This window comes from Stenotrophomonas sp. CFBP 13725 (assembly GCF_014841935.1).
Taxonomy (GTDB): Bacteria; Pseudomonadota; Gammaproteobacteria; order Xanthomonadales; family Xanthomonadaceae; genus Stenotrophomonas.
In genome coordinates this window covers 454,044-478,762 of sequence record NZ_JACYUV010000003.1, presented here as the reverse complement: position 1 = coordinate 478,762, position 24,719 = coordinate 454,044, and the positions used below count along the sequence as shown (strand labels likewise).

The following is a 24,719-nucleotide window of genomic DNA, read 5'->3' as shown; positions in this document are numbered from 1 at the left end:
CTCAACGCCCTCCAGCAGCCTGCTGCACCCGTGCCTCGAAGGCCGTCAGCTCCGACAGTGAAGGCTGCAGCTGCCGTGCCTGGGCGGCGGCATGTTCGGCGAAGGCAAGGTCGCCCCGCCCCAAGCGCTCGCTGCCAACCGCGAGCCAGCGCTGGGCGAGTCGGTTCCTGGCCGTGGCAATGCCGGCCCCCCCGGGGGCCAACGCCTGCCATGCCTGCAGGCACGCCCCTGCGGCCTCCACCCGGTTCTGCATCAATGCCTGCTCGAAGCACTGACGCCCGGCAGGCAGCAGGCGTGCGGCGGCCGCGGCCACGCGGCGATCACCCGGTGCGAGTGCCTGCGCCTCACGCAGTGCGTCGTAGGCACTGGCGCCCGGCGGAGAGATCAGACGTCCTTCGGATTCTGCCTCGGCCACCTGGGACAGCAGACGGTCCAATCTGCGTTTTCCTGCCACGGTACCGGCCCCGCTTGCCTGTGGCATGGCATGGCGGGCCGCACGAGCGCGTTCGAGGTCCTGCCGGGCGGATGCCAGCTCGCGGGGGGAGCCTCGAAGTACGGCAGCCTGGTCGATCCGCTGCAGGGCGGTGGTGAAGTCATAATCTGCAGCACGCGCGCGGCTGTCCTGCAGCAGCTCGGCAACCATCCGCTCCCGCATTGCGGCGACCAGCGCGTCGTCCGCCGCTGCCTGCAGTGCCGGCGCGAACTGCGTTACCGCCGCATCCAGGCGGCCCCGGCGCAGCGCCGTGGCGGTCGCCCGCACGCGCGTTTCCAGCGCGCGGGACAGCGCCTCCTGGCTGGCAGGCAGATCGGCATGCCCGGGGTCATACCCGCGGGCACGCCGCACCAGATCGGCGGCCTGCACCACCTCGCCCTCCCCACTCGCCTGCCTGGCCTGCAGCAGCAGGTCGCTCAGTGCATCCTCGCGCAGTTCCAGCGCTGCCAGTTCCTGAGGGCGCAGCTCAAGCACCTGCTGGACGATCGGCAACGCACTATCGGCATCCCCATCGAGTCGGTGTGCCGCCAACGCAGTGCGCGCCTGCTGCAGCAATGCGTCCAGCCCGGCCCCTGCCGCCCGCCGCTCACGCAGCTGCAAGGCGATGGCATCGCTGCGTGCCTGCGGCACCTGCAGCTGGCGTGCCAACTGCAGCGCCTCCGCCGCCGTGTCCAGCGCATTGCGCTGCAGTGCGCTGCGTGCGGCCTGCAAGGCCGCATCACCGGTACGCGCCAGTCCGGCGCGGGCGGCACCGCGATCGCTGTCCAGCGCCAGCGCCGCTTGGTAGTACTCACGCGCGCCACTTCCGTCCGGCGCGCTCAGGCGGCCGGCCGCGAGGGCGTGGTCGCCCTGTTCTATCAGTTGTTCGATGCGTGGCTCGGCCCAGAACCAGTCCGCCAGCGGCCGGCGGAACACCGCCAGCAGCACGAACAGCACCACGGCTCCCAGCAGCGCCCAGCGCCAGATGCGACGCGTGTGGCGTGCCTGCAACCACCACCACCGCCCCTCACGGCGCACGCGCGCCAGTGCCTCATGGGCATGCGGATTGTCGGAGCGATGAGGTCGGTGCATGCGCCAAGCGTAGCCGGTGCAGCGTGAAACTCATCCCAGCCGCCGCGCATGCATGACACCCGGCAAGGCATCCATCTTGCCGAGCAGCGCCGACAGCTGGTCGAAGTCAGTGACCTTCAGGCGTAGCCGCAGGTGCGCACGTCCACTGTCGCGGACGTTGTCACTGTGGATATCCAGCACATAGGCCTCTTCCTGCGCGATCAGGTTGGTGATGTCCTTCAACAGCCAACGCCGGTCCACCGCATCGACCACCACATCCACCTCGTAACCGCTGCCTGCACGCCCCCACTCCACCGGCAGGATGCGTTGCGGGCTGGCAGCCGACAGACGCGCCAAGGCAGCGCAGTCGGCACGGTGCACGGTGACGCCGCGGCTGCGGGTCAGGTAACCGACGATCGGCTCGCCTGCCACCGGCTGGCAGCAGCGGGCCAACTGCACCAGCAGGTTGCCTACCCCTTGCACGGTGAAGTTGCTCTTTCCCAGGCCTTCGCGTCGCGCCGTCGGGCGTGGCAACGCCGGCGGGGCGGGCGGTTGGTTGGCGGCCCGCTCGGCTTCCAGCAGGGCGCGGCTGACCTGGTTGGGACCGGTGTCGCCCAATGCCACCTGGATGTACAGGTCATCATTGCTGTCGGCGTGGAACTTTTTCAGCACGCTGGACAGATCGGCCTGACCCAGGCCCAACCGCTTCAGCTCGCGCTCGAGCAATTCGCGCCCCGCCTGCACGTTGCGCGCGCGATCGAGCTTGTGGAACCAGTTGCGCACCTTCTCGCGCGAGCGGTTGCTGGCCAGGTAGCCATTGGCCGGCAACAGCCAGTCACGGCGCGGATCGGCCTCTTTCGCCGTCAGGATCTCGACCCGGTCGCCGCTGCGCAGGCGGTAGGTCAACGGCACGATGCGCCCGTTGACCTTGGCGCCGCGGCAGCGGTGCCCGACCATCGTGTGCACGTGGTAGGCGAAGTCCAGTGGTGTGGCGCCCTGCGGCAGGTCCATGACTTCACCCTTGGGGCTCAGCGCATACACCCGGTCCTCGGTGAGTTCGGCGTCCAACGCGCCCGCCAGCTCGCCGCCCGGTGCGTCCTGGGCCTGCTCCAGCAACTGCCGCATCCAGGTGATCTTGCGGTCGAACGCTTTCTCCGCGCCCTTGCCGCCTTCCTTGTATTTCCAGTGCGCGGCGACGCCCAGCTCGGCCTGCGCATGCATGTCGTGGGTACGGATCTGTACTTCGATGGTGCGTCCTTCCGGTCCGACCACGGCCGTATGCAACGACCGGTAATCGTTGGCCTTGGGCCGCGCGATGTAGTCGTCGAACTCGCTCGGTACCGGCGCCCACAGCGCGTGCACCACGCCCAACGCGGCGTAGCAGGCGCCCACGTCCTCGACCATCACCCGCACCGCGCGGATGTCATACAGCTGATCGAAGGACAGCCGTTTCTTCTGCATTTTCCGCCAGATGCTGTAGATGTGCTTGGGTCGGCCGCTGACCTCCGCCTTGATGCCATTGGCCGCAAGATCGCGCTGCAGCAGCTTCTTGACGTTCTCGACATAGCGCTCGCGTGCGATGCGTGTTTCATCGACTTCGCGCGCGATACGGCGATAGGTGTCCGGCTCCAGGTAGCGGAACGCCAGATCCTCGAGCTCCCACTTCAACTGCCAGATACCCAGGCGGTTGGCCAGCGGCGCATGGATGTCCCGCGTCAGCTGGGCCAGCGCGCGGCGCTGTTCTTCATCCAGCTTGTCGGCGGCGCGCATGCGCGCCAACTGGCGGGCCAGCAGCACCGGCACCACGCGCAGGTCCTGGATGATCGCCAGCAGCAGGCGACGCAGGCCCTCGCTGTTGCGCCCCGCCTCGCGACCTGCGTGCAGCGCCCATACCTGATCGGCCGCATCGAGGCCATCCAGCAGACCGTGCACGGCCGCGGGGTGGGACAACGGCAGCGCCGTGATACCTGCCCGCAGGCTCGGCAGATCGAACAGCAGCGCAGCCACCAGCGCGCTCTCATCTGCCGAGAGCAGGGCCAGCGCGTCGAAGGTGTCGCCCAGCAAGGACCAGCTGGCCGCGCCCTCACCGTGTGCGTCTGTCGTGCTCGATTGCGCCAACAAGGCCTCGCGCAGGGACGCGGGGACCACGGCGGCGGAAGGGCGGTTCAACAAGGCATCCAGCCCGGGTACGGAAGCACGGTTCACTACGATGAAGATCACGATTGAGACAGGTACGACCTACACTAGCGCCGCACCCGTTCAGGGACAATGACCCCGTACGTAACGGTGCCGCATCTGCTGATGCCGCATCTGGATGACCGCCTGCCCTACAATCCAGCCATCCAACGGAGAAGCCGCATGTCCTTGCCATCCCCCCGCCTGCTCGTCTGTACGCTCGCCCTGCTGGCCGTATCGTCCACCGCGCTGGCGCAACGCGTGGTTGAAGGCGACCTGCAGAACCAGATGAGCGCCACCGAGTTCAAGGCGGCCGGCCTGGACAAATTGAGCCGCGATGAACTGGGCGCGCTCAACCGCTGGCTGCAGGGCAAGGTCGAAGCCGCGTCCGCAGCGGCGGTGGAAGTGGCACGCGAAGAGGGCCGCAAGGAGGTCGTGGAGAAGAACCGCGGCTTCTTCGACTTTGGCAGCCGCGAGCCGATCGTCAGCGTGCTGCCGGGCGAGTTCCGCGGATTCGCCCAAGGGCGCGTCTACGTGCTCGCCAACGGGCAGAGCTGGGAGCAGACCGACGGCGCCACGCTGGCCGGTGTGCGTCGCCAGGATGCTGAGGTGTCCATCGCCCCGTCCGTGAGCGGCGCCTGGTTCCTGCAGATCCCGGGCGTCAACACCCGCGCCAAGGTGAAGCGGGTCAAGTAACACCGCTTCACCTCAGGCAGTACGTGTGCGCCATGGCCGAACGCCCTGGCGTCAGCCCAGCTTCTGCAGTTCGGCCGCGCGCTGCGCCACCTTCTTCGCCGAAATACCGCCGCGCCCGATCAGCTCCTGGGCAAACAGGGAAACGCGCAGTTCTTCGATGTCCCAACGCAGTGCCTGCCACTGCGGCCGGTCCTGCAGCCGCTTTCCGCGACCCTGCTCCAAGGCCTCCAGGAACGGATGCAGCTCCAGCATGCGGGCCTGGTCTCGCGGGGGATCACGCTTGGCCCGCTCGGTGCGCAGCAGCATGGCTTTCAGGTAGCGCGGATACTGCGCGAGCGCGTCGGCCGGCGTTTCACGCAGGAAACCGGCATGCACCAGCCCTGCGAGCTGCCGCTCCATGTCATCGAGGTTGCCGCGCGCCCACCCCATCAACGGTGCTTCCAGCGCCGGCTTCAGTTCCGCCACCAGTCCAAGGATGGATTCGGCCAGCTTCAGGCGCTCCATCGCTTCGCCGAACAGCGTCTTGATGGCACTGTCGCGTCGCTGCGCGAACGCCTGGGGATCGCGGATGTCGGCCAGGCCATCGGCCAGCACCGCGTTCATCGCTGCATCGACAATGTCACCTCGCAGCCGTTCCTGTGATTCGATGGCGGCATACAGCAGGCCGGTCTTGGGGGAGACGGGAAGCTGCTTGCGGGCCTGCTTGGTTTTTTCGCCCAATGCGATCTCCAGCAGGCGCCGCACGCCCTTCGGATGCGCGTCAGCCGCCTGTTGCCGGTCGGCGAAGATGCGCAGCGCGGCGCTGTCCCCCTCGTCCACCAGCGCAGGGTAAGCCGGCACGCCCGCCTCGCCGGGAACCTGCAGGGGAATGGGCGTGGCGGGGAACTCGCGCAGCCCCTCCTCCGCCATGTCACGGCCCGCACGCGCCGCGAACGCCTGCCCGGCCTTTTCGCCAAAGCGGGCGCGCAGACCATCCAGATCGCGTGAGGTGGCCAACACCTTGCCGTGCTCGTCGCGCAGCCGCAGGTTCATGTGCAGGTGCGTGTCCACTGCGTCGAGGTCGAAATCGACGAGCGCCACGGACGCACCGGTTGCACGCGACAGGAAGCGCGCCAGCTCACCGCGGATGTCATCGGCGCTGGGCTGCGGGAATGCTTCGGCGAACGCACGTGCGAAATCAGGTGCGGGCACGTAATTGCGCCGCATCGCCTTGGGCAGGCTGCGGATCAACCCGGTGGCCTTGTCGGCCACGAAACCGGGCGCCAGCCAGCCCAGTTGCACCGGGTCCAACGCATTGAGCAGGTGCAACGGTACGTCCAGCGTCACGCCATCGTCGTCCGCTCCCGGCTCGAACCGGTAGTGCAGCGGCAGCCGTGCATCGCCCAGCGACAAGTACTTCGGGAACCGGTCCTCCTCGCTGCCCTCGCCCGGCAGCAGGTCGATCAGTGACCAGCTCACGCCATGGCGCTGCGCAGGCGACAGACTCTTCCACCATGCATCCAGCCCCGCGGCGGAATGTATTTCCGACGGAATGCGATCCAGATACCAGCGCGCCTGCCAGCCTTCGTCGGCGACGATCCCGGCACGCCGCAGCTTGGCCTCCTCTTCGCGCGCCTGCTCCAGCACTTTCTGGTTGTCGGCGATGACGCTGGCGCGGGTGTTGATTTCGCCGGTCACCAACGCCTGACGGACAAAGATGTCGTGCGCTTCGGACGGCTCGATGCGCCCGTAATGCACCGGCTTCTTCGGGGCCAGCACCAACCCGAACAGGCTGATCTGCTCCGACGCCAGCACCTGACCCTGCGCGCGCGACCAATGCGGATCGAAGTGTCGACGCAGCAGAAGATGGGGCAGCTCGGCGATCACCCAGTCCGGCTCGATCGACGCGTTGGTCAGGCCCCATATTTTCTGGGTGTCCAGCAAGGTGGCGGCGAGCAGCCACGGCGGCGGCCGCTTGGCCAGCGTGGACCCCGGGAACGGCTGGAAGCGCCGCTGTCGTGGGGCCTGGAAGTCGCCTTTCTCCGTGCGGTGGCCGATCTGCGTGGGCAGGCCGGCGATCAGCGCGCGATGCAGGGTCTGGTAGGCAGCGGCACGTGCACGCTCGCTGAATCCGCCGCCCTCTGGCGCCTGGTCTTTGCGGGCACTTGCCGCCACCGGCGCAGGCGCCTGCTCGGCAGGCTTGCCCTCGCGTGCCAGCCGCGCGGCGCGGTGCAACTGGCCGCGCGTCGCCTTGATCGCCGTGGCGTCGTCGGTGCTCGCGGGGGGCGCCTTGCTTCCGGCCAGCAACGGCGCCATCGAGGCCTCGTTGCCTTCCTCCGCCCACCCCAGCTCTTCGCACAGCAGGCGCAGCTGTCGATGCAGCTCCCGCCACTCGCGCATGCGCAGGAAGCCTAGGAAGTTGCGCCCACACCAGTCGCGCAGCTTGGACTGCGTCATGTCTTCGTGGGCTTGCCGGTAGGCATCCCACAATCGCAGGACACCCACGAACTCAGAGCGTCCATCGGCAAACTGCGCATGCGCCGTATCGGCCGCACCGCGCGCCTCGGGCGGACGCTCCCGCGGATCCTGGATCCCGAGGAAGGATGCGATCACCAGCATCGGCTTCAGGCAACCGGCCGCCTGCGCTGCGACCAGCATGCGGGCCAGCTTGACGTCCACCGGCAGCCGCGCCATCTGCCGTCCCACTGCCGTCAGGCGCCGCTCGGTATCGACCGCGCCGAGCTCGGCAAGCTGCTGCCACCCATCGGCCACGGCGCGTTCGTCCGGCGCCTCCAGGAACGGAAAGTCCTCGATGCGACCCAAGCCCAGCTGCAGCATGCGCAGGATCACCCCGGACAGGCTGGAGCGGCGGATTTCCGGATCGGTGAACTCCGGCCGGGCCAGGAAATCAGGCTCGGCATACAGGCGGTAACAGATGCCCTCGGACACGCGCCCGCAGCGCCCTTTACGCTGGTTGGCGCTGGCCTGCGAAATCGGTTCGATGTGCAGGCGATCAAGTTTCTGCCGCGGGCTGTAGCGCTTGACCCGGGCGAACCCCGGATCCACGACGTAGCGGATACGTGGCACGGTCAACGAGGTTTCGGCCACGTTGGTCGCCAGCACGATGCGACGGTTCGGACCCGGATTGAATACCCGGTCCTGGTCCTGGTTGGACAGCCGCGCATACAGCGGCAGCACCTCGGTCTGGCGGTACTTGCGACGCTCCAGCGACTGGTGGGCATCGCGGATCTCGCGCTCGCCGGGCAGGAAGATCAGCACATCGCCCCGCGCGTCCAGCCGGGTGATCTCGTCGATGGCACCGACGATCGCATCGTTGACCGTGCGCTCGCCCTGCGCTTCCCCCTCGCCTTCCAGCGGCCGGTAACGCACGTCCACGGGGAAGGTACGGCCTTCGACGCTGATCACCGGCGCATTGTCGAAGTGCTCGGCGAAGCGACCCGTATCGATGGTGGCCGAGGTCACGATCAGCTTGAGGTCCGGACGCTTCTTCAGCAGCTGCTTCAGATAGCCCAGCAGGAAATCGATGTTGAGGCTGCGCTCGTGCGCCTCATCCACGATGATCGTGTCGTAGCGCGACAACCACCGGTCACTGGCGATTTCCGCCAGCAGGATGCCGTCGGTCATGAACTTGATACGGCTCTCTTCGCTGACCTTGTCATTGAAGCGCACCTGATAGCCGACCAGCTGGCCCAGCTCGCTCTTCAGCTCCTGGGCGACGCGGGTGGCCACCGCCCGTGCGGCGATCCGCCGCGGCTGGGTGCACCCGATCATGCCAGCCTCTCCGCGGCCCGCGGCCAGGCACAGCTTGGGCAGCTGGGTCGTCTTGCCCGAACCGGTCTCACCGGCGATCACGACAACCTGGTGGTCGCGGATCAGCGCCGTGATCGCCTCGGCTTCACGCGCGATAGGCAGTTGCGGGTCCAGAGTGATGGCCGGTTTCTGCCGGGCACGCGCCTGCCGGCGCTGCAACGAGGCCTGCAGCGCCTGTTCGAAGGCCGACTTCAGGCCAGCGTCGCCCGGCTTCGCCTGCCAACGGGACAACAGCGCGAGCAATCGCGAGCGGTCCCGGGTCATGGCGCCGTCGAGGGCGGCCCGCTGATCGCGCAGGCTGGACGCCTGGTTTTTTTCAATAGACTTCATCAATCGATTCGTTTGATTTTTTGAAAGCGACCAGTCATTAGTTCTGGTCTATCGTAGAGATCATCTCACCCACAAGGAGAAACGTCCCCATGGCAAAGACCAAGAGTGTCACCAAGGCCCCGGCGGCCAAGGAAAAAACCGGCAAGCAGAAGCTGGCCGATGCCGCCCCGTCGGCACCTGGCATTGATATCGGGATCAAGGAAGCAGAGCGCAAGAAGATCGCCGATGGCCTCTCGCGCTATCAGGCGGATGCGTTCACCTTGTACCTGAAGACCCACAACTTCCATTGGAACGTGACCGGGTCGATGTTCAACTCGCTGCACACCATGTTCGAAACGCAGTACACCGAACAGTGGGCCGCACTGGACGAAGTCGCCGAGCGCATCCGCGCCCTGGGCTTCAATGCTCCCGGTTCGTACCGCGAGTTCGCCGCGCTGACCTCCATCCCGGAAGAAGCGGGCCTGACCAACAGCGCCGACTGGCGTGAGATGGTACGCCAGTTGGTGGTCGCCAACGAAGCGGTCTGCCGCACCGCCCGCCAGGTACTGGACGTCGCGGACGACGCCGACGACGCCCCCACCGAAGACCTGATGACCCAGCGCCTGCAGACCCACGAGAAGTACGCCTGGATGCTGCGTTCGCTCCTGCAGTAAAACGACGGGGCGAGGCCCCTTTGTTTTACTGCCCGCGCATTCCTCCTATCCCCCCGCCTTCGGCGCGCCCCCTTAGCAGGAGCCGAACGGCTTCGCCGCCCGGCTCCTGCCCGCGCATTCCTCCTATCCCCCCGCCTTCGGCGCGCCCCCTTAACAAAGGGGGCTTGCACGCGGCTGGATGGCGAGGATTGCCGCGGTAGCGCCGAGCCGTGCTCGGCGGAATGTGCCCGCCAACGGCCCGCTGCGCTCGCCGACCATGGGTCGGCGCTACCGGTATCCCGTCGGGTGGAGGGAGCCCCTGAGCCAGGGGCGGCCGGGAGGCGGGGGGGTGTGGGTGCTGGTGAGACGGGGCCCACGGTTTGCGCAGCAAAGCGTGGGAGCGGCAGCGCGAATGCGATGACGTGGACCCCGCCATGGATGGCGCGAAACAAGGCCCGCATGGATGCAGTTTTTGCCGTCCCCCGCCAACCCACCCCGCCCCGCCAACCCAAGGCCCTGCAGCCGTTGCCGTTGCTTTTGGCGTTGCCGTTGCCGTTGCTTTTGCCGTTGCCGTTGCTTTTGCCGTTGCCGTTGCGGTTGCCGTTGCCGTTGCCGTTGCTTTTGCCGTTGCCGTTGCCGTTGCCGTTGCGGTTGCCGTTGCCGTTGCGGTTGCCGTTGCCGTTGCCGTTGCCGTTGCCGGTAAACCTGCAGTCGCCCGACGGGGTAAACTATCGGGATGCCTTCCAGTCCCGCGCACGAGCTGCTCCGCCGCGTCTTTGGTTACGACGACTTCCGCGGCCCGCAACGGGACATCGTCGAGCACGTCGCTGCCGGCCATGACGCCCTTGTCCTGATGCCCACTGGCGGTGGCAAGTCACTCTGCTACCAGGTGCCCGCGCTGCTGCGCGACGGCTGCGGGATCATCATCTCGCCGCTGATCGCCTTGATGCAGGACCAGGTCGAAGCCCTGCGCCAGCTTGGCGTGCGCGCTGAATTCCTCAATTCCACCCTGGATGGCGAAACCGCCGCCCGCGTGGAGCGCGACCTGCTGGCCGGCGACCTCGACATGCTCTATGTCGCCCCCGAACGGCTGCTGACCGGACGCTTCCTGTCCCTGCTCTCGCGCAGCCGCATCGCCCTGTTCGCCATCGATGAAGCCCACTGCGTATCGCAGTGGGGCCACGACTTCCGCCCCGAATACCGCCAGCTCACCGTGCTGCACGAACGCTGGCCGGAGATTCCGCGGCTGGCCCTGACCGCCACCGCCGATCCGCCCACCCAACGCGAGATCGCCGAGCGCCTGGACCTGTCCCAGGCACGCCACTTCGTCAGCTCCTTCGACCGGCCGAACATCCGTTACACCGTCGTGCAGAAGGACAACGCGCGGCAGCAGTTGACCGCTTTCCTGGCCAGCCACCGCAACGAGGCCGGCATCGTCTACTGCATGTCCCGGCGCAAGGTCGAGGAAACCGCCGAGTTCCTGTCCAGCCAAGGCTTCACCTCGCTGCCCTACCACGCCGGTCTGCCCGCAGAGGTGCGCGCCAACAACCAGCGCCGCTTCCTGCGCGAAGACGGCATCGTGATGTGCGCGACCATCGCCTTCGGCATGGGGATCGACAAACCCGACGTGCGCTTCGTCGCCCATACCGACCTGCCCAAGTCGATGGAAGGCTATTATCAGGAAACCGGGCGCGCCGGCCGCGACGGGGAGCCGGCCGAGGCCTGGCTCTGCTACGGACTGGGCGATGTGGTGCTGCTGAAGCAGATGATCGAGCAGTCCGAAGCAGGCGAGGAGCGCAAGCAGCTTGAACGTTCCAAGCTGGACCACCTGCTGGGCTACTGCGAATCCATGCAATGCCGCCGCCAGGTGCTGCTTGCCGGGTTTGGCGAGACCTATCCGCAACCCTGCGGCAACTGCGACAACTGCCTGACCCCGCCTGCCGCATGGGACGCCACCGTCCCCGCGCAGAAGGCGCTTAGCTGCGTGTATCGCAGCGGCCAACGCTACGGCGTGGGCCATCTGATCGACATCCTGCGTGGCAGCGAGAACGAGAAAGTCCGCCAGAGCGGGCACGAAAAACTGAGTACCTACGGCATCGGCAAGGACCTGGACAGCCGCACCTGGCGCAGCGTGTTCCGGCAGTTGGTGGCGACCAGCCTGCTCGAGGTGGATACCGCCGGCCACGGCGGCCTGCGCCTCACCGATGCCAGCCGGGACGTACTCAAAGGCCAGCGGCAGATCAGCATGCGGCGTGACAGCGCGCCCAGCAGCAGCCGCGAACGCAGCACCCCGCGCAGCGGCAGCGGTCTGTCGGTGCTGCCGCAGGACCTGATGCTGTTCAACGCACTGCGCACGCTGCGCGCCGAGCTGGCGCGCGAGCAGAACGTGCCAGCGTTTGTCATCTTCCATGACAGCACGCTGCGCAACATCGCCGAACAACGGCCGACCTCGTTGGACGAGCTGGCCCGCGTGGGCGGCATCGGCGGTACCAAGCTCGCACGCTATGGCCCCAAGCTGATCGACGTGGTGCGCGAAGAAGGGTGATGCCCCAGCAGCACTGACAACGCGCGGCCATCACCGCCCTGGTGCGGGTCCAGCGTTGAACCGACCGTTCAGACCGAGGCTGCAGCCGCCGTCGGTTCCCGCTAAAGTACGCCCATGTCCGTTGCCTCCACCCTGCTGCGCGTAGTGTTGATGCTCAGTCTGCTGTTCAACGGGCTGAACGTCGCCATGGCCAGTGCCCAAGCCATGCCCGCGACGGCTGACACCGCAGCCAGGACGGCGCCGCCGTGCCACACGCACGCCGACATGGCCGCAGAGTCGCGCGCCAGCCAGTTGCAGGCGCCCATCGACGACAGTCACTGCAAGCTGAAGGACTGCCTGCGTGCATGCGCTCAACAGCCTGCGCTGGCGGCTACGGGCGCACTGCTGTTGCCTGTGGCACCTGCCGATGCAGGCCCGTTCCCGCAGCACGCCACGGATATTCCAACGCCCTCGCTGCAGCGCATCCAACGTCCTCCCATCGGTTGAGTCCAACGCGCACGCCCCGAGCGTGATTCGACGCTGGCCCGCTGCCCTTAGGGCACGGCCGGTGACCTCCTGCGTCTGGAGTTTCCAACATGAGTGTTTCTTCTTCTTACAGCGGGCGCCTGCCCGCGATGCCGTCGCGCCGCCTGTTCGTGCAGGGGCTGGCGGCCGGTGGCGTGGTCGCCGGCATCGCCGCGGCGGGTATCACGCCGCGCGCCTTCGCGGCGGCGGGGCCGGGTCTGGCGGGTGCGCCACGGGTGCTCAGCCACTCCCGCATCGACTTGGCCATCGGCGAATCAGCCGCGAACTTCACCGGCCGGACCCGCCCGGCGATCACGGTCAACGGCAGCCTGCCGGCCCCGGTCCTGCGTTGGCGCGAAGGCCAGACCGTCGACATCCACGTGCGCAACACGCTGGCCCACCATCCCACCTCGATCCACTGGCACGGCATCCTGCTGCCCGCCAACATGGACGGCGTGCCGGGCCTGAGTTTCAACGGCATCGCGCCCGGCGAGGCCTACCACTACCGCTTCACCCTGAACCAGTCGGGCACCTACTGGTATCACAGCCATTCGATGTTCCAGGAGCAGGCCGGGTTGTACGGTGCGCTGATCATCGATCCCGCTGCGCCGCCGCCCTACACGTTCGATCGCGAGCATGTCGTCCTGCTCTCCGACTGGACCGACCTGGATCCCGGTGCACTGTTCCGGCGCATGAAGAAGCTGGCCGAGCATGACAACTACTACAAGCGGACGCTGCCCGACTTCGTGCGCGATGTCCGTCGCGACGGCTGGAGCGCGGCGTTGTCTGACCGTGGCATGTGGGGGCGCATGCGCATGACCCCCACCGACATCTCCGATGTCAACGCGCACACGTACACCTACCTGATGAATGGCACAACGCCGGCCGGCAACTGGACCGGGCTGTTCCGCAGTGGCGAGAAAGTACTGCTGCGCTTCATCAACGGCGCGTCCATGACGTACTTCGATGTGCGCATCCCCGGTCTGAAGATGACGGTCGTCGCGGCCGACGGCCAGTACATCCATCCCGTCAGCATCGACGAGTTCCGCATAGCGCCTGCAGAGACGTTCGACGTACTGGTAGAGCCCAGCGGCCAGGATGCCTACACGATCTTCTGCCAGGACATGGGCCGCACCGGCTTCGCCGCCGGTACGCTGGCCGTGCGCCATGGCCTGCAGGCGCCGGTGCCGGAACGCGATCAGCGCCCGCTGTTGACCATGGCCGACATGGGCCACGGCATGGGTCATGGTGCGGCCGCCGGGATGGACCACGACATGGCCGGCATGGACCACGGCGCGCACGCGTCGCACGGCACGACGGCGGCCGCCGTGACACACCCGGCCAGCGAACGCGGCAATCCACTGGTGGACATGCAAAGCAGCGCGACCGACCCGAAGCTCGACGATCCGGGGATCGGCCTGCGCGACAATGGCCGCGAGGTACTGACCTACGGCGCGATGCGCAGCCTGTTCGATGACCCCGATGGTCGCGAGCCGGGCCGCGAGGTCGAGCTGCATCTCACCGGCAACATGGAGAAGTTTGCCTGGTCGTTCGACGGCATCCCCTTCGCCGGTGCCGAGCCCCTGCGGCTCAACTATGGCGAGCGCATGCGCATCGTGCTGGTCAACGACACCATGATGCAGCATCCCATCCACCTGCACGGCGTGTGGAGTGACGTCGAGGACGCGCAGGGTAACTTCCACCTGCGCAAGCACACCGTCGACATGCCACCGGGCACCCGCCGCAGCTACCGCGTGCGGGCCGATGCACTGGGCCGCTGGGCCTTCCATTGCCATCTGCTGTACCACATGGAAGCGGGCATGATGCGCGAAGTGAGGATCGAAGAATGAGCCTGCATACGGCCCTCCAGCGCAGCGCGCTGACGCTCATCGCCTTGGCCCCGTTTGCCGCGATGGCGCAATCGCACTCGCATGACCACCCTGCCGCGCCACCCGCCGCTGCGATGGACCACTCCACGATGGACCATTCCTCGATGGTCCATTCGGACACAGCGCATGAGCAGGGGGGCGACTCGACAGCGGCCGCGCACAGGCAGGCCGCGCCCGCACAACCGCGCGTTCCCATCCCCGCCGTGACCGATGCGGATCGGGCGGCCGCGTTTCCGCCCATCCGCCACGATGCCATGCAGCATGCACCTTCCGTCAACAGCCTGCTGCGCGTGGACCGCCTGGAGCACGGGGAAGGTCGCCACGGCAGCAGCCAAGCGTGGGAGGCCAGTGGCTGGATCGGTGGTGACATCAACCGCCTGTGGCTTCGCAGCGAGGGCGAGCGCAGCGGCGGGCGCACCGGCACGGCGGATGTAGAGCTGCTGTACGGCCGCAGCGTTTCACCGTGGTGGGACGTGGTGGCCGGCATGAAGCAGGACGTCGACACCGGACCCTCACGCAGCTGGGCGGCGCTGGGTATACAGGGCCTGGCACCGTACAAGTTCGAAACGGCGGCAACGCTGTATCTCGGATCAGGTGGACAGGTGATGGCAAAGGCCGAAATGGAGTACGAGGTGCTTCTGACCAACCGCCTCATCCTGCAGCCCATGCTGGAGGCCACCCTGGCTGCGCGCGATGAGCCAGAGCGAGGCATCGGGCGAGGGGTGAACAAAGCGGAGGCAGGACTGCGCCTGCGTTACGAGTTCAGCCGACGCTTCGCCCCTTACATCGGCATCACCCATGAGCGTCGATTCGGCGACAGTGCCGATCATGCCGAGGCCACGGGCGACCACGCGCGTGACACACGCTGGGTTGCCGGCATCAGGATGTGGTTCTGATCCATGCCGCCCCGGTGCGCGCCACGCACCGGGGCAGTAAACTGCGGCCCCGCTGACTGCTGCCCTGCCCCCATGCCCGTCACCCTGCGCCGCGCCGGCGTCGATGATGCCGACGCGCTGTCGACCATCGCCATCGCGACCTACACCGAAACCTTCGGCGACTCGTATCCTGCGCAGGACCTGCAGGACTTCCTGCAGGCGCATTACAGTCCAATGCCGCAACGCGCTGAACTGGCCGATCCCTGCAGCGCCGCGTGGCTGCTGGAGGAGGATGGCATCGCAGTGGGTTATCTGGCGGCCGGCCCCAACAGCCTGCCGCACCCGCTGGCACGGCCGGGCGACATCGAACTGAAACGCCTGTACGTTCAGGCCAGCCACCAGAACGGCGGCCACGGCGCGCGCCTGATGGACGCGTTCCTCGCGTGGCTGGATCAGCCGCGACGGCGCACGCTGTGGGTGGGCGTGTGGTCGGAGAATCACGGTGCGCAGCGCTTCTACGCACGTCATGGCTGCAGCAAAGTCGGCGAGTACGATTTCATCGTGGGCGCGTCGCGCGACCTGGAATTCATCCTGCGCCGCCCCGCTTAGGGCGGCGTGCCTGCTGCTCGATCAGAAGTCGAACAGTTCGGACAGGAACCCTTCCTTCTTTTTCTTCTTGTAGCCGTGCTGGCCCTGCGGGTTGTAAGGGTTCTGGCCAAGATGACGCGTATCGCGGTGCTGCACGGCTACCGGCGGCGGCGGCGGCTGGCTGTAAGCGGGCACTGCCGCCTGGACAGGTGCGGGCGGCGGGACGGCCGGCGCCGATGCCGAACGTTCAATGATCTTGTCCAGCTCACCCCGGTCCAGCCACACACCGCGGCACTGGGGGCAGTAATCGATCTCGATGCCCTGGCGTTCGGACATGGTCAGCGCCTGGGTCTTGCAAACGGGGCACAGCATTGCTGGCGCTCCTGCCGGGAAGGGAATCAGCACTCTACCCGGCGCGTGATGACTGGATGGCAACGGGCATGACCATCGACACATCGACCTCCGGCGCATGTCCTGCTGGGCCGCAACGCGATCGTGGATCCCAGCCCCCGCAGGGACGCCGCGGTGAGCCGTCCTGTCCTGTCCTGTCTGCCTGCCCTGCCGCGCCGGCCGTCGTGGCACGTTGTCGCTTGATGCCCTGCGATGCGTGATCCCCACCCCGCTGTAACACCCGCGTTTCGATTCCTGCACGCAGAACTCACCGGGGCGGACCGCATAATCTGCCCGCCGCCGGGGACCGTGAGCCCTGGACGGAGCTGTTCCACCCGCTGTACGGAGTCATGCGTCATGTTGTTGTCCAAGCAGAATGTCCAGCCGCGCGTGCTGTTGATCGAAGATTCCGAGGAAACCCTCGAACTCAGCCGTCTTACCCTTGAAAGTCAGGCCTGCGAAGTGGTCGGTGTCAGTTCGGCAGAAGCCGCGCTGGGCCTGCTCAATGCCGGCGAACGCTTCGACCTGTTGTTCACCGACGTCTGCCTGGGCGGCATCAGCGGCATTGAAACCGCGAACCGGGTGCGTGACGCGTTCCCGCGCCTGCCCATTCTGGTCACCTCCGGCATGTGCCAGCACGAGGTGCTGCCGTTGCTGCACCAAGGCATCCACTTCCTGCCCAAGCCGTACAACATGAGCGAGCTGCTGGACGCCATCCGGGTGTGCTTCCGCCACACCCATGAAGGCATGGCCCACGACACCCCGCAGGCCGCCTGAGGCCGTCAGACCATGCCCCAGCGGTGGTAGATTCAGCATTCCCTGCCTGCCAACGGATGCGACGCGCATGACCCGACTGACTGCCAAGGATTTCCATCCCGATCTGTTGGAGCTCTACGACGGCTACGTGCACGGTCGGCTGAGCCGACGTGATTTCCTGGATCGTGCGGCAGCGTTCGCCGTGATCGGCGTCACGGCCACCACTCTGCTGGCATCCCTCAGCCCGGATTACGCGCTTGCCCAGCAGGTGCAGTTCACCGATCCGGACATCGTGGCCGAGTACATCCAGTACCCCTCACCGAACGGCCATGGCCAGGTGCGTGGCTATCTGGTGAAGCCCGCCAAAGCAGCCGGCAAGCTGCCCAGCATCGTGGTCGTGCACGAGAACCGTGGCCTCAATCCTTATATCGAAGACGTCGCCCGCCGCGTGGCGAAGGCCGGCTTCATTGCCCTGGCACCGGATGGACTGAGTTCGGTGGGCGGCTACCCCGGCAACGACGTGCGCGGCCGCGAACTGCAGGCCCAGGTGGATCCGCAGAAGCTGATGAACGACTTCTTCGCCGCCATTGAATACCTGCGCAGTTCAGCGCTGGGCACCGGCAAGGTCGGCATCACCGGCTTCTGCTACGGCGGCGGGGTGTCCAACGCGGCCGCCGTGGCGTATCCCGAACTGGACGCGGCAGTGCCGTTCTACGGTCGCCAGGCCAGGCCGGAGGATGTCACGAAGATCAACGCCCCCCTGCTGCTCCACTTCGCCGAAAAAGACGACAACGTCAACGCGACGTGGCCATCCTACGAGGCGGCGCTGAAGGGGGCGGGCAAAACGTACGAGGCCTACGTGTATCCCGGCACGAACCATGGCTTCCACAATGATTCCACGCCACGCTATGACGAGGCCGCCGCCACGCTGGCGTGGGACAGGACGCTCGCCTGGTTCCGTCGCTATCTCGCGTAAGCAGCGCAGTGCGCCGGGCCTGGCCCGGCATCACGCGGTGAGGGTCTACAGGCGGATGCCCGGGCGAGCGCCGAGCGTACCCATGGTGAAGGTGTAGCCTTCGTCCATGAGGAACTGGCGCATGCGCATCTCGGCCACCTGTGGCGCATTGAGGCTGCTCGGCCCATAGAGCGCGTAGACGATGGTGCCACTTTCGATATCTTCACGGCGGACCGAGATCCCCGGTACAGCGGCAGCGGCCGCCCAACCTGCGCGCAGCTTCGCGGGTGCGATCGACTGCCCATTGCGCAACCTGAAACTCAACCACCGTATTTCAGCCATGTCCTGTCGTTCATGCTTCGCCATCTGTGTGCTGTCCTCCCGAACCAGTCTTGACCATACTCGCCTGCAATGTCAGCTCTGAATGAGACGCCGTACCTGCCATGAAGCCCTCTTTGTTGCAGTGGCGAGTACTGCGAATCCTCAGCGTGGTGCGCGGTTTCCGGTAGCGCGCCCAACCCGACTCCTGCCAACGTGTGTTCTCTTCCAACGAGAGAAGCAACGTGGAGGCCACACCCGGTGCGCATCACCCCGATAGCGGACCCGCGATGCGACGGCCTTCTATCGTGCTGCAGCTTCCGAGCGGAAAGCCGGTGATGGAACTGCACGACCCGGTGGTGGTGCTGATGGTGCAGAACCGTGAGCTGCCGCCGAACCGCCGGGACGAACGTGTGGAGGTCGTGCAGCGAACGCGACGGATGGCAGCGCGGATGCTGGGCGCAGCGACGCTGGTCTACGCGCTGTGGTCGGTCATCAACTATCTGGCGCCGCGCGGCAGGCCCGATTCGTCGGGGATGCCTGAGCAGTCGGGCTTCGATTTCGATCACCTGTAGGCAACAAAAAAGCGCCACTTGGGCGCTTTGATGGTGAAGCCTGCAATGGTGGGCCGTGATGGATTCGAACCATCGACCAAAAGATTAAAAGTCTTCTGCTCTACCAACTGAGCTAACGGCCCATTGCTGCCCCCGCTTCGCAGCGGAGGGCGTGCATTCTACCCTGATTTAGGCGGCCGGGTGAAGGGGGTAAAGGCGTAAAGCCCGACCCCCGCCACTCACCCTGTGCTGCAGCGTCAGGCGTAGTGCGTCGGGTCGACCACACCGGCATCGGTGAAGCCCTGCGCGCGCAGGCGGCAGGCATCGCAGTGACCGCACGCCGCGCCGCTGGCATCTGCGTTGTAGCACGACACCGTCAGCCCGAAGTCCACGCCCAGGCGCACGCCTTCGCTGACGATCTGCGCCTTGCTCATGAACTGCAGCGGCGCATGCACGGTGATCCCTGCGCCTTCCACGCCGGCCTTGGTGGCCAGGTTGGCCAGCGCCTGGAATGCGGCGATGAACTCGGGGCGGCAATCGGGGTAGCCCGAGTAATCGACCGCGTTGACGCCGCAGAAAATGTCATTGGCGCCGAGCACTTCCGCCCAGCCCAGCGCGAGGGACAGCATGATGGTGTTGCGTGCCGGCACGTAGGTGACCGGGATGCCCTCGCCGCCCGCTTCGGGCACGTCGATGTCGGCGGTCAGCGCCGAACCGCCGATGCTGCGCAGGTCGACATCCACGGTCTTGTGCACGATGACGCCCTGGGCCGCAGCCACGCGCACGGCGGCATCCAGCTCGGAGGTGTGGCGTTGGCCATAGCGCACGCTGAGGGCGTGCACGGCGAAGCCCTGCTCCTGGGCGAGCGCGATGACGGCGGCTGAGTCCATGCCGCCGGAGAGAAGCACTACTGCCTTCTTCATGGGTGAATCATCCGGTTGGGGGAAAGAGCCAGCACGCTGTCCCGCGCCGGGGTGTTGCAGGGCGACGTGGCCGGTTACCTGCCCGGCTCGTCATTCCACAGAATCTTGTGCAGCTGCATCTGGAAGCGCACCGGCAGGCGGTCAGCCACGATCCAGTCGGCCAGGTCACGTGCGGTGATCTCCCCTTTGCTGGGCGAGAACAGCACCATGGTGCGTTCGGCCAACTGATGCTCCACGACCATGGCCTTCGCCCAGTCGTAGTCCTCGCGGCTGCAGATGACAAACTTCACCTGGTCACGAGCCGTCAGCAGCGGCAGGTTTTCCAGCTTGTTGCGGGCCATCTCGGCCGAACCGGGCGTCTTCAGGTCGACCACGCGCGACACCCGCGGATCTACCTCGGATACATCCAGCGCGCCCGATGTTTCCAGTGACACGTCCATGTCGGCGTCGCACAGCTTCTGCAGCAGGATCAGGCAGCGCTTCTGCGCCAGCGGCTCGCCGCCGGTCACGCAGACATGCCGCACGCCCTGCGCGAGCACCTCGGCGACGATGTCGTCGATATCCCACCAAGTGCCACCGTGGAAGGCGTACGCGGTATCGCAGTACTGGCAGCGCAGCGGGCAGCCGGTCAGCCGCACGAACACGGTCGGCCAGCCAGCGGTATCCGCTTCGCCCTGCAACGAAGTGAATATCTCGGTGATCTTCAGTCGCGACAGAGGCGACTGAACGATGTCACTGGGGGTGGCGACGGCGTTGGCGGGCGTAATGAGCATTCGGATTTCTTGGTGTTCTTAAACGAGAGCAGCCGGGCATGGCCCGGCTCTACTGGTGAAGCATCCTGCGGCACGATCAGCGGATCTGCTGGCCCAGCCGGATGGATTGCAGGCGATCCTGCGCGGTGCGCGCGGCGTCCGAGCCCGGGTACTGCGATACGACGCTTTCCAGGGTCTGCTCGGCCTGTTCCACCTGGCCTGCGCCAAACTGGGAAAGACCTACTTTCAACAAGCCACCGGATGCCTTGTCGTGCGTGGGATAACGCGAGATCAGTTCACGGAACCGGCTCTCGGCCATCGGGTAGTTACGGGTGGCGTAATAGCTTTCGCCCAACCAGTACAGCGCGTTGGGGGCATATACCCCATTGGGATACAGCTCCAGGAAGCTGAGGAACAGCTGCGCGGAGTCGTCATACTTGCCCGCCTTCAGTGCGTCGAAGGCCACGTTGTACGTCGTGCGCTCATCACCGCTGACAGACAGGCTGCCGGCATCACCGTGTACCGAAGGCGGCCGCTCGGAAGTGGCCGCTGCGGGTGGCTGTACAGCCGGAACCGGCGGAAGCGGTGCATTGCTGCCGGGTGCCGGGGGGACGACCGGCGCTGCACCACCTTCGAGGCGGTTCAGGCGTTCGTCCAGATCCAGGAAAGCGTCCTGGTTACCCTGCTTGAGCTGTGCGCTGTCGTGCTGCAGCTGTTCGATCGTGCCCTGCATCTGCCGGACCTGCTGGCGGAGCTCGGTGATCTGGTTCAACAGGTCCTGGTTGGCACTGTTGTTGTACAGCTGCTGCTCGATGGTGCCAACGCGGTCGGCGAGGCTCTGCCGCTGCGCGTACGCCGGAGCGGCAGCCATGAAGGCTGCCGCCACGACCAGCATCAGATTGATGCCGATGCGCATGTATTACTGCGCGGTGTAGACGATTTCGACGCGACGGTTCTGCGAATAGCAGGACTCGGCCGAATCGGTGCAGACCGGACGCTCTTCACCGTAGGACACCACGGTCAGCTGCGAAGCCGAACCGCCGTTGGCAGCCAGAGCCGAGTTCACGCCGTTACCACGACGCTCGCCCAGTGCCTGGTTGTAAGCGCGCGAACCGCGCTCATCGGTGTGGCCCTGCAGGGTGATGCGCGAGGACGGACGGTCACGCAGGTACTTCGCATGGCACGCCATGATGGCCTGGAACTCCGGCTTGACCGAATCCTGGTCCAGGTCGAAGTAGACAACGCGCTGGCGCAGGCAAGCGTCGGTGTCCAGGTCGCCCGGGCCGTACAGGCCGGAGGTCGACGGACCCGACGGCTGCGTGGTGGTCGCCGGTGCGGTCGTTTCGGCCGGGACTTCCTTCACTTTCTTCGAGCAACCGGCCAGGACGGCCACGGACAACAGGGAAACAAGCAGAACGTTGGTGGTCTTGTTCATGGCGATACCTTTGAGGCTCCTAAGCCGGTGAATGGGGTAAATCTAGGAAAATATTAACACTCTTTTAGCGCTTGGTACGGTAAGGCGACCATGCCGGCTCACGAACATCACCATCGGCGAGCACCAGGCGCTGGCGGACGCGCGCATCGGCTGACACCGCATACAGCACACCGCGACCACCCTCGCGTGCGGCATACAGCACCATGCTGGCATTCGGCGCGAAGCTGGGCGACTCATCGAGCGAGCCGGTGGAGAGCGTGCTCCAGCGCGGCGAGCCCAGCGAGCTGTCCATCATCGCGACCTTGTAGCTGTTCCCCGAGCCCTGCGCCACGGCGATCTTCTTGCCATCGTAGGAGACCGACGGCTTGGCGTTGTAGTTGCCCTGGAAAGTCACGCGCTCTGCGCTGCCACCACTGGCGGAGACCTTATAGACCTGCGGACGACCACCGCGATCGGAGGTGAAGTACACCGCGCTGCCATCCGGCGACCAGGTCGGCTCGGTATCGATGGCCAGGTGGTTGGTCAGCTGGGTCAACTGCTTGCTGCCCAGGTCCATCGCGTAGACCTCCGGGTTGCCCGAGCGCGAAAGCGTCAGGGCCAGCTTGCGGCCATCCGGCGAGAACGCGGGGGCGCTGTTGATGCCGCGGAAGCTGGTGACCAGCTCACGCGCGCCGGTGGCGATGTTCTGGATGTAGATCGCCGAATTGCCACGCTCGAAGCTCACGTAGGCCAGCTTGCCGCCATCCGGGCTCCACGACGGCGAGAGCAGCGGCTCGGCAGAGCGCACGATCGTCTGCGGGTTGTAGCCATCCGAGTCGGCCACCATCAGCGCATAGCGCATGGCATCGCCGCGACCGCTGGCGGTGACATAGGCGATGCGGGTCCAGAAGGCACCGCGTACACCGGTGATCTTCTCGTAGATGGCATCGGCCATCTGATGAGCCACATCGCGCATCGCGTTGCCGCGGGCGGTCATTGCCAAGCCGAGCAGACGCTCACCCTTCGGCACGTCATACAGTTCGTATTCGACGCGGTAGGCACCGGCACCGGCATCCTGCACGCGGCCGACCACGATGTAGTTCTGCTTCAGCGCGCGCCACGTCGGGAACTGGATGTCCGCGCCGCGGGTGGGCTTCTCGACGATCTGGGCTTCGGGCAGGGTGCGGAACTGGCCGGACCGGTCCAGGTCGGCACGGATGACGGACGCTACATCCGTCTGCGGCGCAGCGGCCGACCCCTCGTAGGGCATCGGCACCACGGTGACCGGCGTGGCAGAGGCACTACCGCCCACGATATCGATCTCAAGGCCCTTCTGCTGCGCAAGCGCGGCGAAGGGAAGCAACAAAGCCGCGAACGCGACGAACCAGCGGGGCATCTTTTTCATGGAATGCTCAGTCGAAGAACCACAGCGAGGGATAGCAGGATGGAGGTGAATGGTTTCGCAATCATGAACCAGACCCATGTGAAAGCAAGGTCGCTGCTCACCGGCAATGACGGCCGCTGGCCGTCAACAGGCTGGGCCGCAGCCTGTGACGGCCAGCGACCGTCACTACCGGGGCACTCAATCCGGGCGGAAGTTGAGGATCAGCTCGCGGTTGAACACCTGCTCGAAGCCGGCATAGGGCAGCGGCTGCGCGTTGAGTACCGCCGCCTCGATCGAGCGCTTGCCGGCCTCATCGTACGGACAGTTCGCGCCGACCTTGGCCGACAGCACCCGGCCGCCACGCAGCTGGGTGATGACGATCTGGCAACGCTGGCCGCTGGCGATGTTCTCCGGACGGATCCAGGCATCCTGCACCTTGGCCTGGATCGCCGCGGCGTACTTGGCGGTCAGATCGTCACTGGTTCCGCCCGCGCCACCTGCCGGCTGCGCAGTGGAATTGGCGCTGGCGCTCGAGCTGGCCGCCGCTGCATTCCTCGCGGCAGCGACCTGGCGCAGCCGCTGCTCAGCCAGCTTCGCTTCCTTCTCGGCCTGCTCGCGGCGTGAACGCAGGTCGGCGATCTTCTTCTGCTTCTCCGCCTCTGCCTTGGTCTCGTTGGCCTTGCGCTCATCCTCGGCAATCTTCTTCTGCCGGTCAGCTTCCTGCTGCTTGGCCAGTCGGGCGCGCTGCTCGGCCTCTTCCTGGCGCTTGCGCTCGGTCAGATCGATCTGCTCCTGACGACGCTTGGCCTCCTGCTCCTGCTTGGCCTTTTCCTGCGAAATGGCCAACGCGCTGACCGCATCCTGGTCAACCTTGTCCGGCTGCGCGACGCGCTCCTGCGCTTGGGCCTGCTGCTGCGTCGGCGCATCCATCGGGCGCGGTTCGGGCAACGGCTGCGGCGGCGGCACGGTGTCTTCCGGCACCGGCTCGGGCTCGGCAATGGGTTCGGGAATCGGCTCCGGCAGCGTCTCCAGCCGTTCGGACTGGCGCAGCGCCTGACGCGCCTCGGACATTTCAGCGGCCGATGCCATCTCAGCCTGCACGCCGGGATCGCCGGCGGCCGCATCAGTGGAGCGCTCGGGCGACCACAGCCAGGCCACGATGAAGATCAGTGCGAGCAGCAGATGGATGAGCAGGGCCAGGCCAACCGGCCAACCCCAGTCATTCTCTTCCTTGCGCGGCGGTGGCAGGGCGTCACTGTGCATCGCTGGCCAGGCTGAGCTTTTCTACTTTCGCGCGCTTCAACGCGTCCATGGCATCCATCACCTTCTGGTAGGCGACGGCACGGTCCGCTGCCAGGATGACGCGCACGTCCTTGTCCTGCGCCACGATGCCGCCCAGCCGCGCCTGCAGCTCCTCGGCGCCCATGGCCTTGGGCTCCTTGTCATCAGGCAGCTTCAGGCTGAGCTGGCCATCCTGGCGGACGGCCACGATGATCGGGTTCTGCTTGCTGTCCAGTGCCTTGGCATTGGAACGCGGCAGGTCGACGTCGTAGCTCAGCGTCAGCAGCGGCGCGGTGACCATGAAGATGATCAGCAACACCAGCATGACGTCGATGTACGGCACGACGTTGATTTCAGATTTGAGCTTGCGACGCTTGCGGCGACCGATAGCACTCATGGCGGGCT

General features: G+C 66.4%; 22 protein-coding genes and 1 tRNA gene. 10 read left to right on the top strand and 13 right to left on the bottom strand.

Annotated features, from left to right (window positions below; translation table 11 throughout):
• Position 1 precedes the first annotated feature (1 nt).
• The gene (locus tag IFT65_RS08170) at positions 2-1,564 is read right to left on the bottom strand and encodes a hypothetical protein (protein WP_192081034.1); all 1,563 of its coding nucleotides are present in this window, start codon (positions 1,562-1,564) and stop codon (positions 2-4) included.
• A 30-nt stretch (positions 1,565-1,594) separates the two neighbouring features.
• Positions 1,595-3,748, bottom strand: a complete 2,154-nt coding sequence (locus tag IFT65_RS08165; RefSeq protein ID WP_192081033.1) for a RelA/SpoT family protein — start codon at positions 3,746-3,748, stop codon at positions 1,595-1,597.
• A 153-nt stretch (positions 3,749-3,901) separates the two neighbouring features.
• Between IFT65_RS08165 and IFT65_RS08160 the strand changes: the two genes are divergently transcribed.
• A complete protein-coding gene (locus IFT65_RS08160; RefSeq protein ID WP_188324714.1) occupies positions 3,902-4,414 on the top strand; it encodes a hypothetical protein in 513 nt (170 codons plus the stop codon).
• A 51-nt stretch (positions 4,415-4,465) separates the two neighbouring features.
• Here IFT65_RS08160 and hrpA read toward each other — a convergent pair whose 3' ends face one another.
• A complete protein-coding gene (hrpA, locus tag IFT65_RS08155; protein WP_192081032.1) occupies positions 4,466-8,554 on the bottom strand; it encodes an ATP-dependent RNA helicase HrpA in 4,089 nt (1,362 codons plus the stop codon).
• A gap of 89 nt (positions 8,555-8,643) precedes the next feature.
• Between hrpA and IFT65_RS08150 the strand changes: the two genes are divergently transcribed.
• The 6 genes from IFT65_RS08150 to IFT65_RS08125 all read left to right on the top strand — a co-directional run bounded on the left by IFT65_RS08150 (position 8,644) and on the right by IFT65_RS08125 (position 15,608).
• The gene (locus IFT65_RS08150; RefSeq protein ID WP_223202890.1) at positions 8,644-9,207 is read left to right on the top strand and encodes a Dps family protein; all 564 of its coding nucleotides are present in this window, start codon (positions 8,644-8,646) and stop codon (positions 9,205-9,207) included.
• A gap of 715 nt (positions 9,208-9,922) precedes the next feature.
• On the top strand, positions 9,923-11,731 hold the full coding sequence (gene recQ / locus IFT65_RS08145) for a DNA helicase RecQ (RefSeq protein WP_192081031.1): 1,809 nt from the start codon (positions 9,923-9,925) through the stop codon (positions 11,729-11,731).
• 114 nt (positions 11,732-11,845) lie between these two features.
• A complete protein-coding gene (locus IFT65_RS08140) occupies positions 11,846-12,217 on the top strand; it encodes a CopL family metal-binding regulatory protein (protein ID WP_192081030.1) in 372 nt (123 codons plus the stop codon).
• An 89-nt stretch (positions 12,218-12,306) separates the two neighbouring features.
• Positions 12,307-14,085 (top strand): copper resistance system multicopper oxidase, encoded by a 1,779-nt coding sequence (locus IFT65_RS08135; RefSeq protein WP_249405082.1) that lies wholly within the window; start codon positions 12,307-12,309, stop codon positions 14,083-14,085.
• A complete protein-coding gene (locus IFT65_RS08130; RefSeq protein WP_192081029.1) occupies positions 14,082-15,020 on the top strand; it encodes a copper resistance protein B in 939 nt (312 codons plus the stop codon). Before IFT65_RS08135 ends, IFT65_RS08130 begins: the two co-directional genes overlap by 4 nt.
• 72 nt (positions 15,021-15,092) lie before the next feature.
• Complete coding sequence (locus tag IFT65_RS08125) at positions 15,093-15,608, top strand: GNAT family N-acetyltransferase (RefSeq protein WP_192081028.1); 516 nt, start codon at positions 15,093-15,095, stop codon at positions 15,606-15,608.
• A 21-nt stretch (positions 15,609-15,629) separates the two neighbouring features.
• Here the strand turns inward: IFT65_RS08125 and IFT65_RS08120 are convergent, their stop codons facing one another.
• Complete coding sequence (locus IFT65_RS08120) at positions 15,630-15,959, bottom strand: zf-TFIIB domain-containing protein (protein ID WP_192081027.1); 330 nt, start codon at positions 15,957-15,959, stop codon at positions 15,630-15,632.
• Positions 15,960-16,334: 375 nt separating this feature from the next.
• Here IFT65_RS08120 and IFT65_RS08115 point away from each other — a divergent pair, with 375 nt between their 5' ends.
• Both IFT65_RS08115 and yghX read left to right on the top strand, forming a co-directional pair.
• Complete coding sequence (locus IFT65_RS08115) at positions 16,335-16,754, top strand: response regulator (protein ID WP_188324722.1); 420 nt, start codon at positions 16,335-16,337, stop codon at positions 16,752-16,754.
• Positions 16,755-16,821: 67 nt separating this feature from the next.
• Complete coding sequence (gene yghX, locus IFT65_RS08110; protein WP_192081026.1) at positions 16,822-17,709, top strand: YghX family hydrolase; 888 nt, start codon at positions 16,822-16,824, stop codon at positions 17,707-17,709.
• 45 nt (positions 17,710-17,754) lie between these two features.
• On the opposite strand, the gene IFT65_RS08105 is transcribed toward yghX, so the two are convergent.
• On the bottom strand, positions 17,755-18,054 hold the full coding sequence (locus IFT65_RS08105) for a hypothetical protein (RefSeq protein ID WP_223202892.1): 300 nt from the start codon (positions 18,052-18,054) through the stop codon (positions 17,755-17,757).
• Between the two features lie 290 nt (positions 18,055-18,344).
• On the opposite strand from IFT65_RS08105, the gene IFT65_RS08100 reads away from it, so the two are divergent.
• The gene (locus IFT65_RS08100; RefSeq protein ID WP_192081025.1) at positions 18,345-18,581 is read left to right on the top strand and encodes a hypothetical protein; all 237 of its coding nucleotides are present in this window, start codon (positions 18,345-18,347) and stop codon (positions 18,579-18,581) included.
• A gap of 46 nt (positions 18,582-18,627) precedes the next feature.
• Here IFT65_RS08100 and IFT65_RS08095 read toward each other — a convergent pair.
• From IFT65_RS08095 to tolR, 8 genes are all read right to left on the bottom strand, one after another.
• Positions 18,628-18,703, bottom strand: a tRNA-Lys gene (locus IFT65_RS08095).
• 114 nt (positions 18,704-18,817) lie between these two features.
• Positions 18,818-19,483 carry a 7-cyano-7-deazaguanine synthase QueC gene (gene queC / locus IFT65_RS08090; RefSeq protein WP_192081024.1) on the bottom strand — a complete coding sequence of 222 codons (666 nt, stop codon included), beginning with the start codon at positions 19,481-19,483 and terminating at the stop codon, positions 18,818-18,820.
• A gap of 74 nt (positions 19,484-19,557) precedes the next feature.
• Positions 19,558-20,256, bottom strand: coding sequence for a 7-carboxy-7-deazaguanine synthase QueE (gene queE / locus IFT65_RS08085; protein WP_192081023.1), 699 nt, complete (start codon positions 20,254-20,256; stop codon positions 19,558-19,560).
• Positions 20,257-20,332: 76 nt separating this feature from the next.
• Positions 20,333-21,151, bottom strand: coding sequence for a tol-pal system protein YbgF (gene ybgF / locus IFT65_RS08080; protein WP_192081022.1), 819 nt, complete (start codon positions 21,149-21,151; stop codon positions 20,333-20,335).
• A gap of 3 nt (positions 21,152-21,154) precedes the next feature.
• Complete coding sequence (pal, locus tag IFT65_RS08075; RefSeq protein WP_188324728.1) at positions 21,155-21,670, bottom strand: peptidoglycan-associated lipoprotein Pal; 516 nt, start codon at positions 21,668-21,670, stop codon at positions 21,155-21,157.
• Between the two features lie 64 nt (positions 21,671-21,734).
• Positions 21,735-23,054, bottom strand: a complete 1,320-nt coding sequence (gene tolB / locus IFT65_RS08070; protein WP_188324729.1) for a Tol-Pal system beta propeller repeat protein TolB — start codon at positions 23,052-23,054, stop codon at positions 21,735-21,737.
• 177 nt (positions 23,055-23,231) lie between these two features.
• On the bottom strand, positions 23,232-24,296 hold the full coding sequence (gene tolA / locus IFT65_RS08065) for a cell envelope integrity protein TolA (RefSeq protein WP_192081021.1): 1,065 nt from the start codon (positions 24,294-24,296) through the stop codon (positions 23,232-23,234).
• Positions 24,286-24,711 (bottom strand): protein TolR, encoded by a 426-nt coding sequence (tolR, locus tag IFT65_RS08060; protein WP_188324731.1) that lies wholly within the window; start codon positions 24,709-24,711, stop codon positions 24,286-24,288. The genes tolA and tolR overlap by 11 nt, the downstream gene beginning before the upstream one ends.
• Positions 24,712-24,719: the final 8 nt, after the last annotated feature.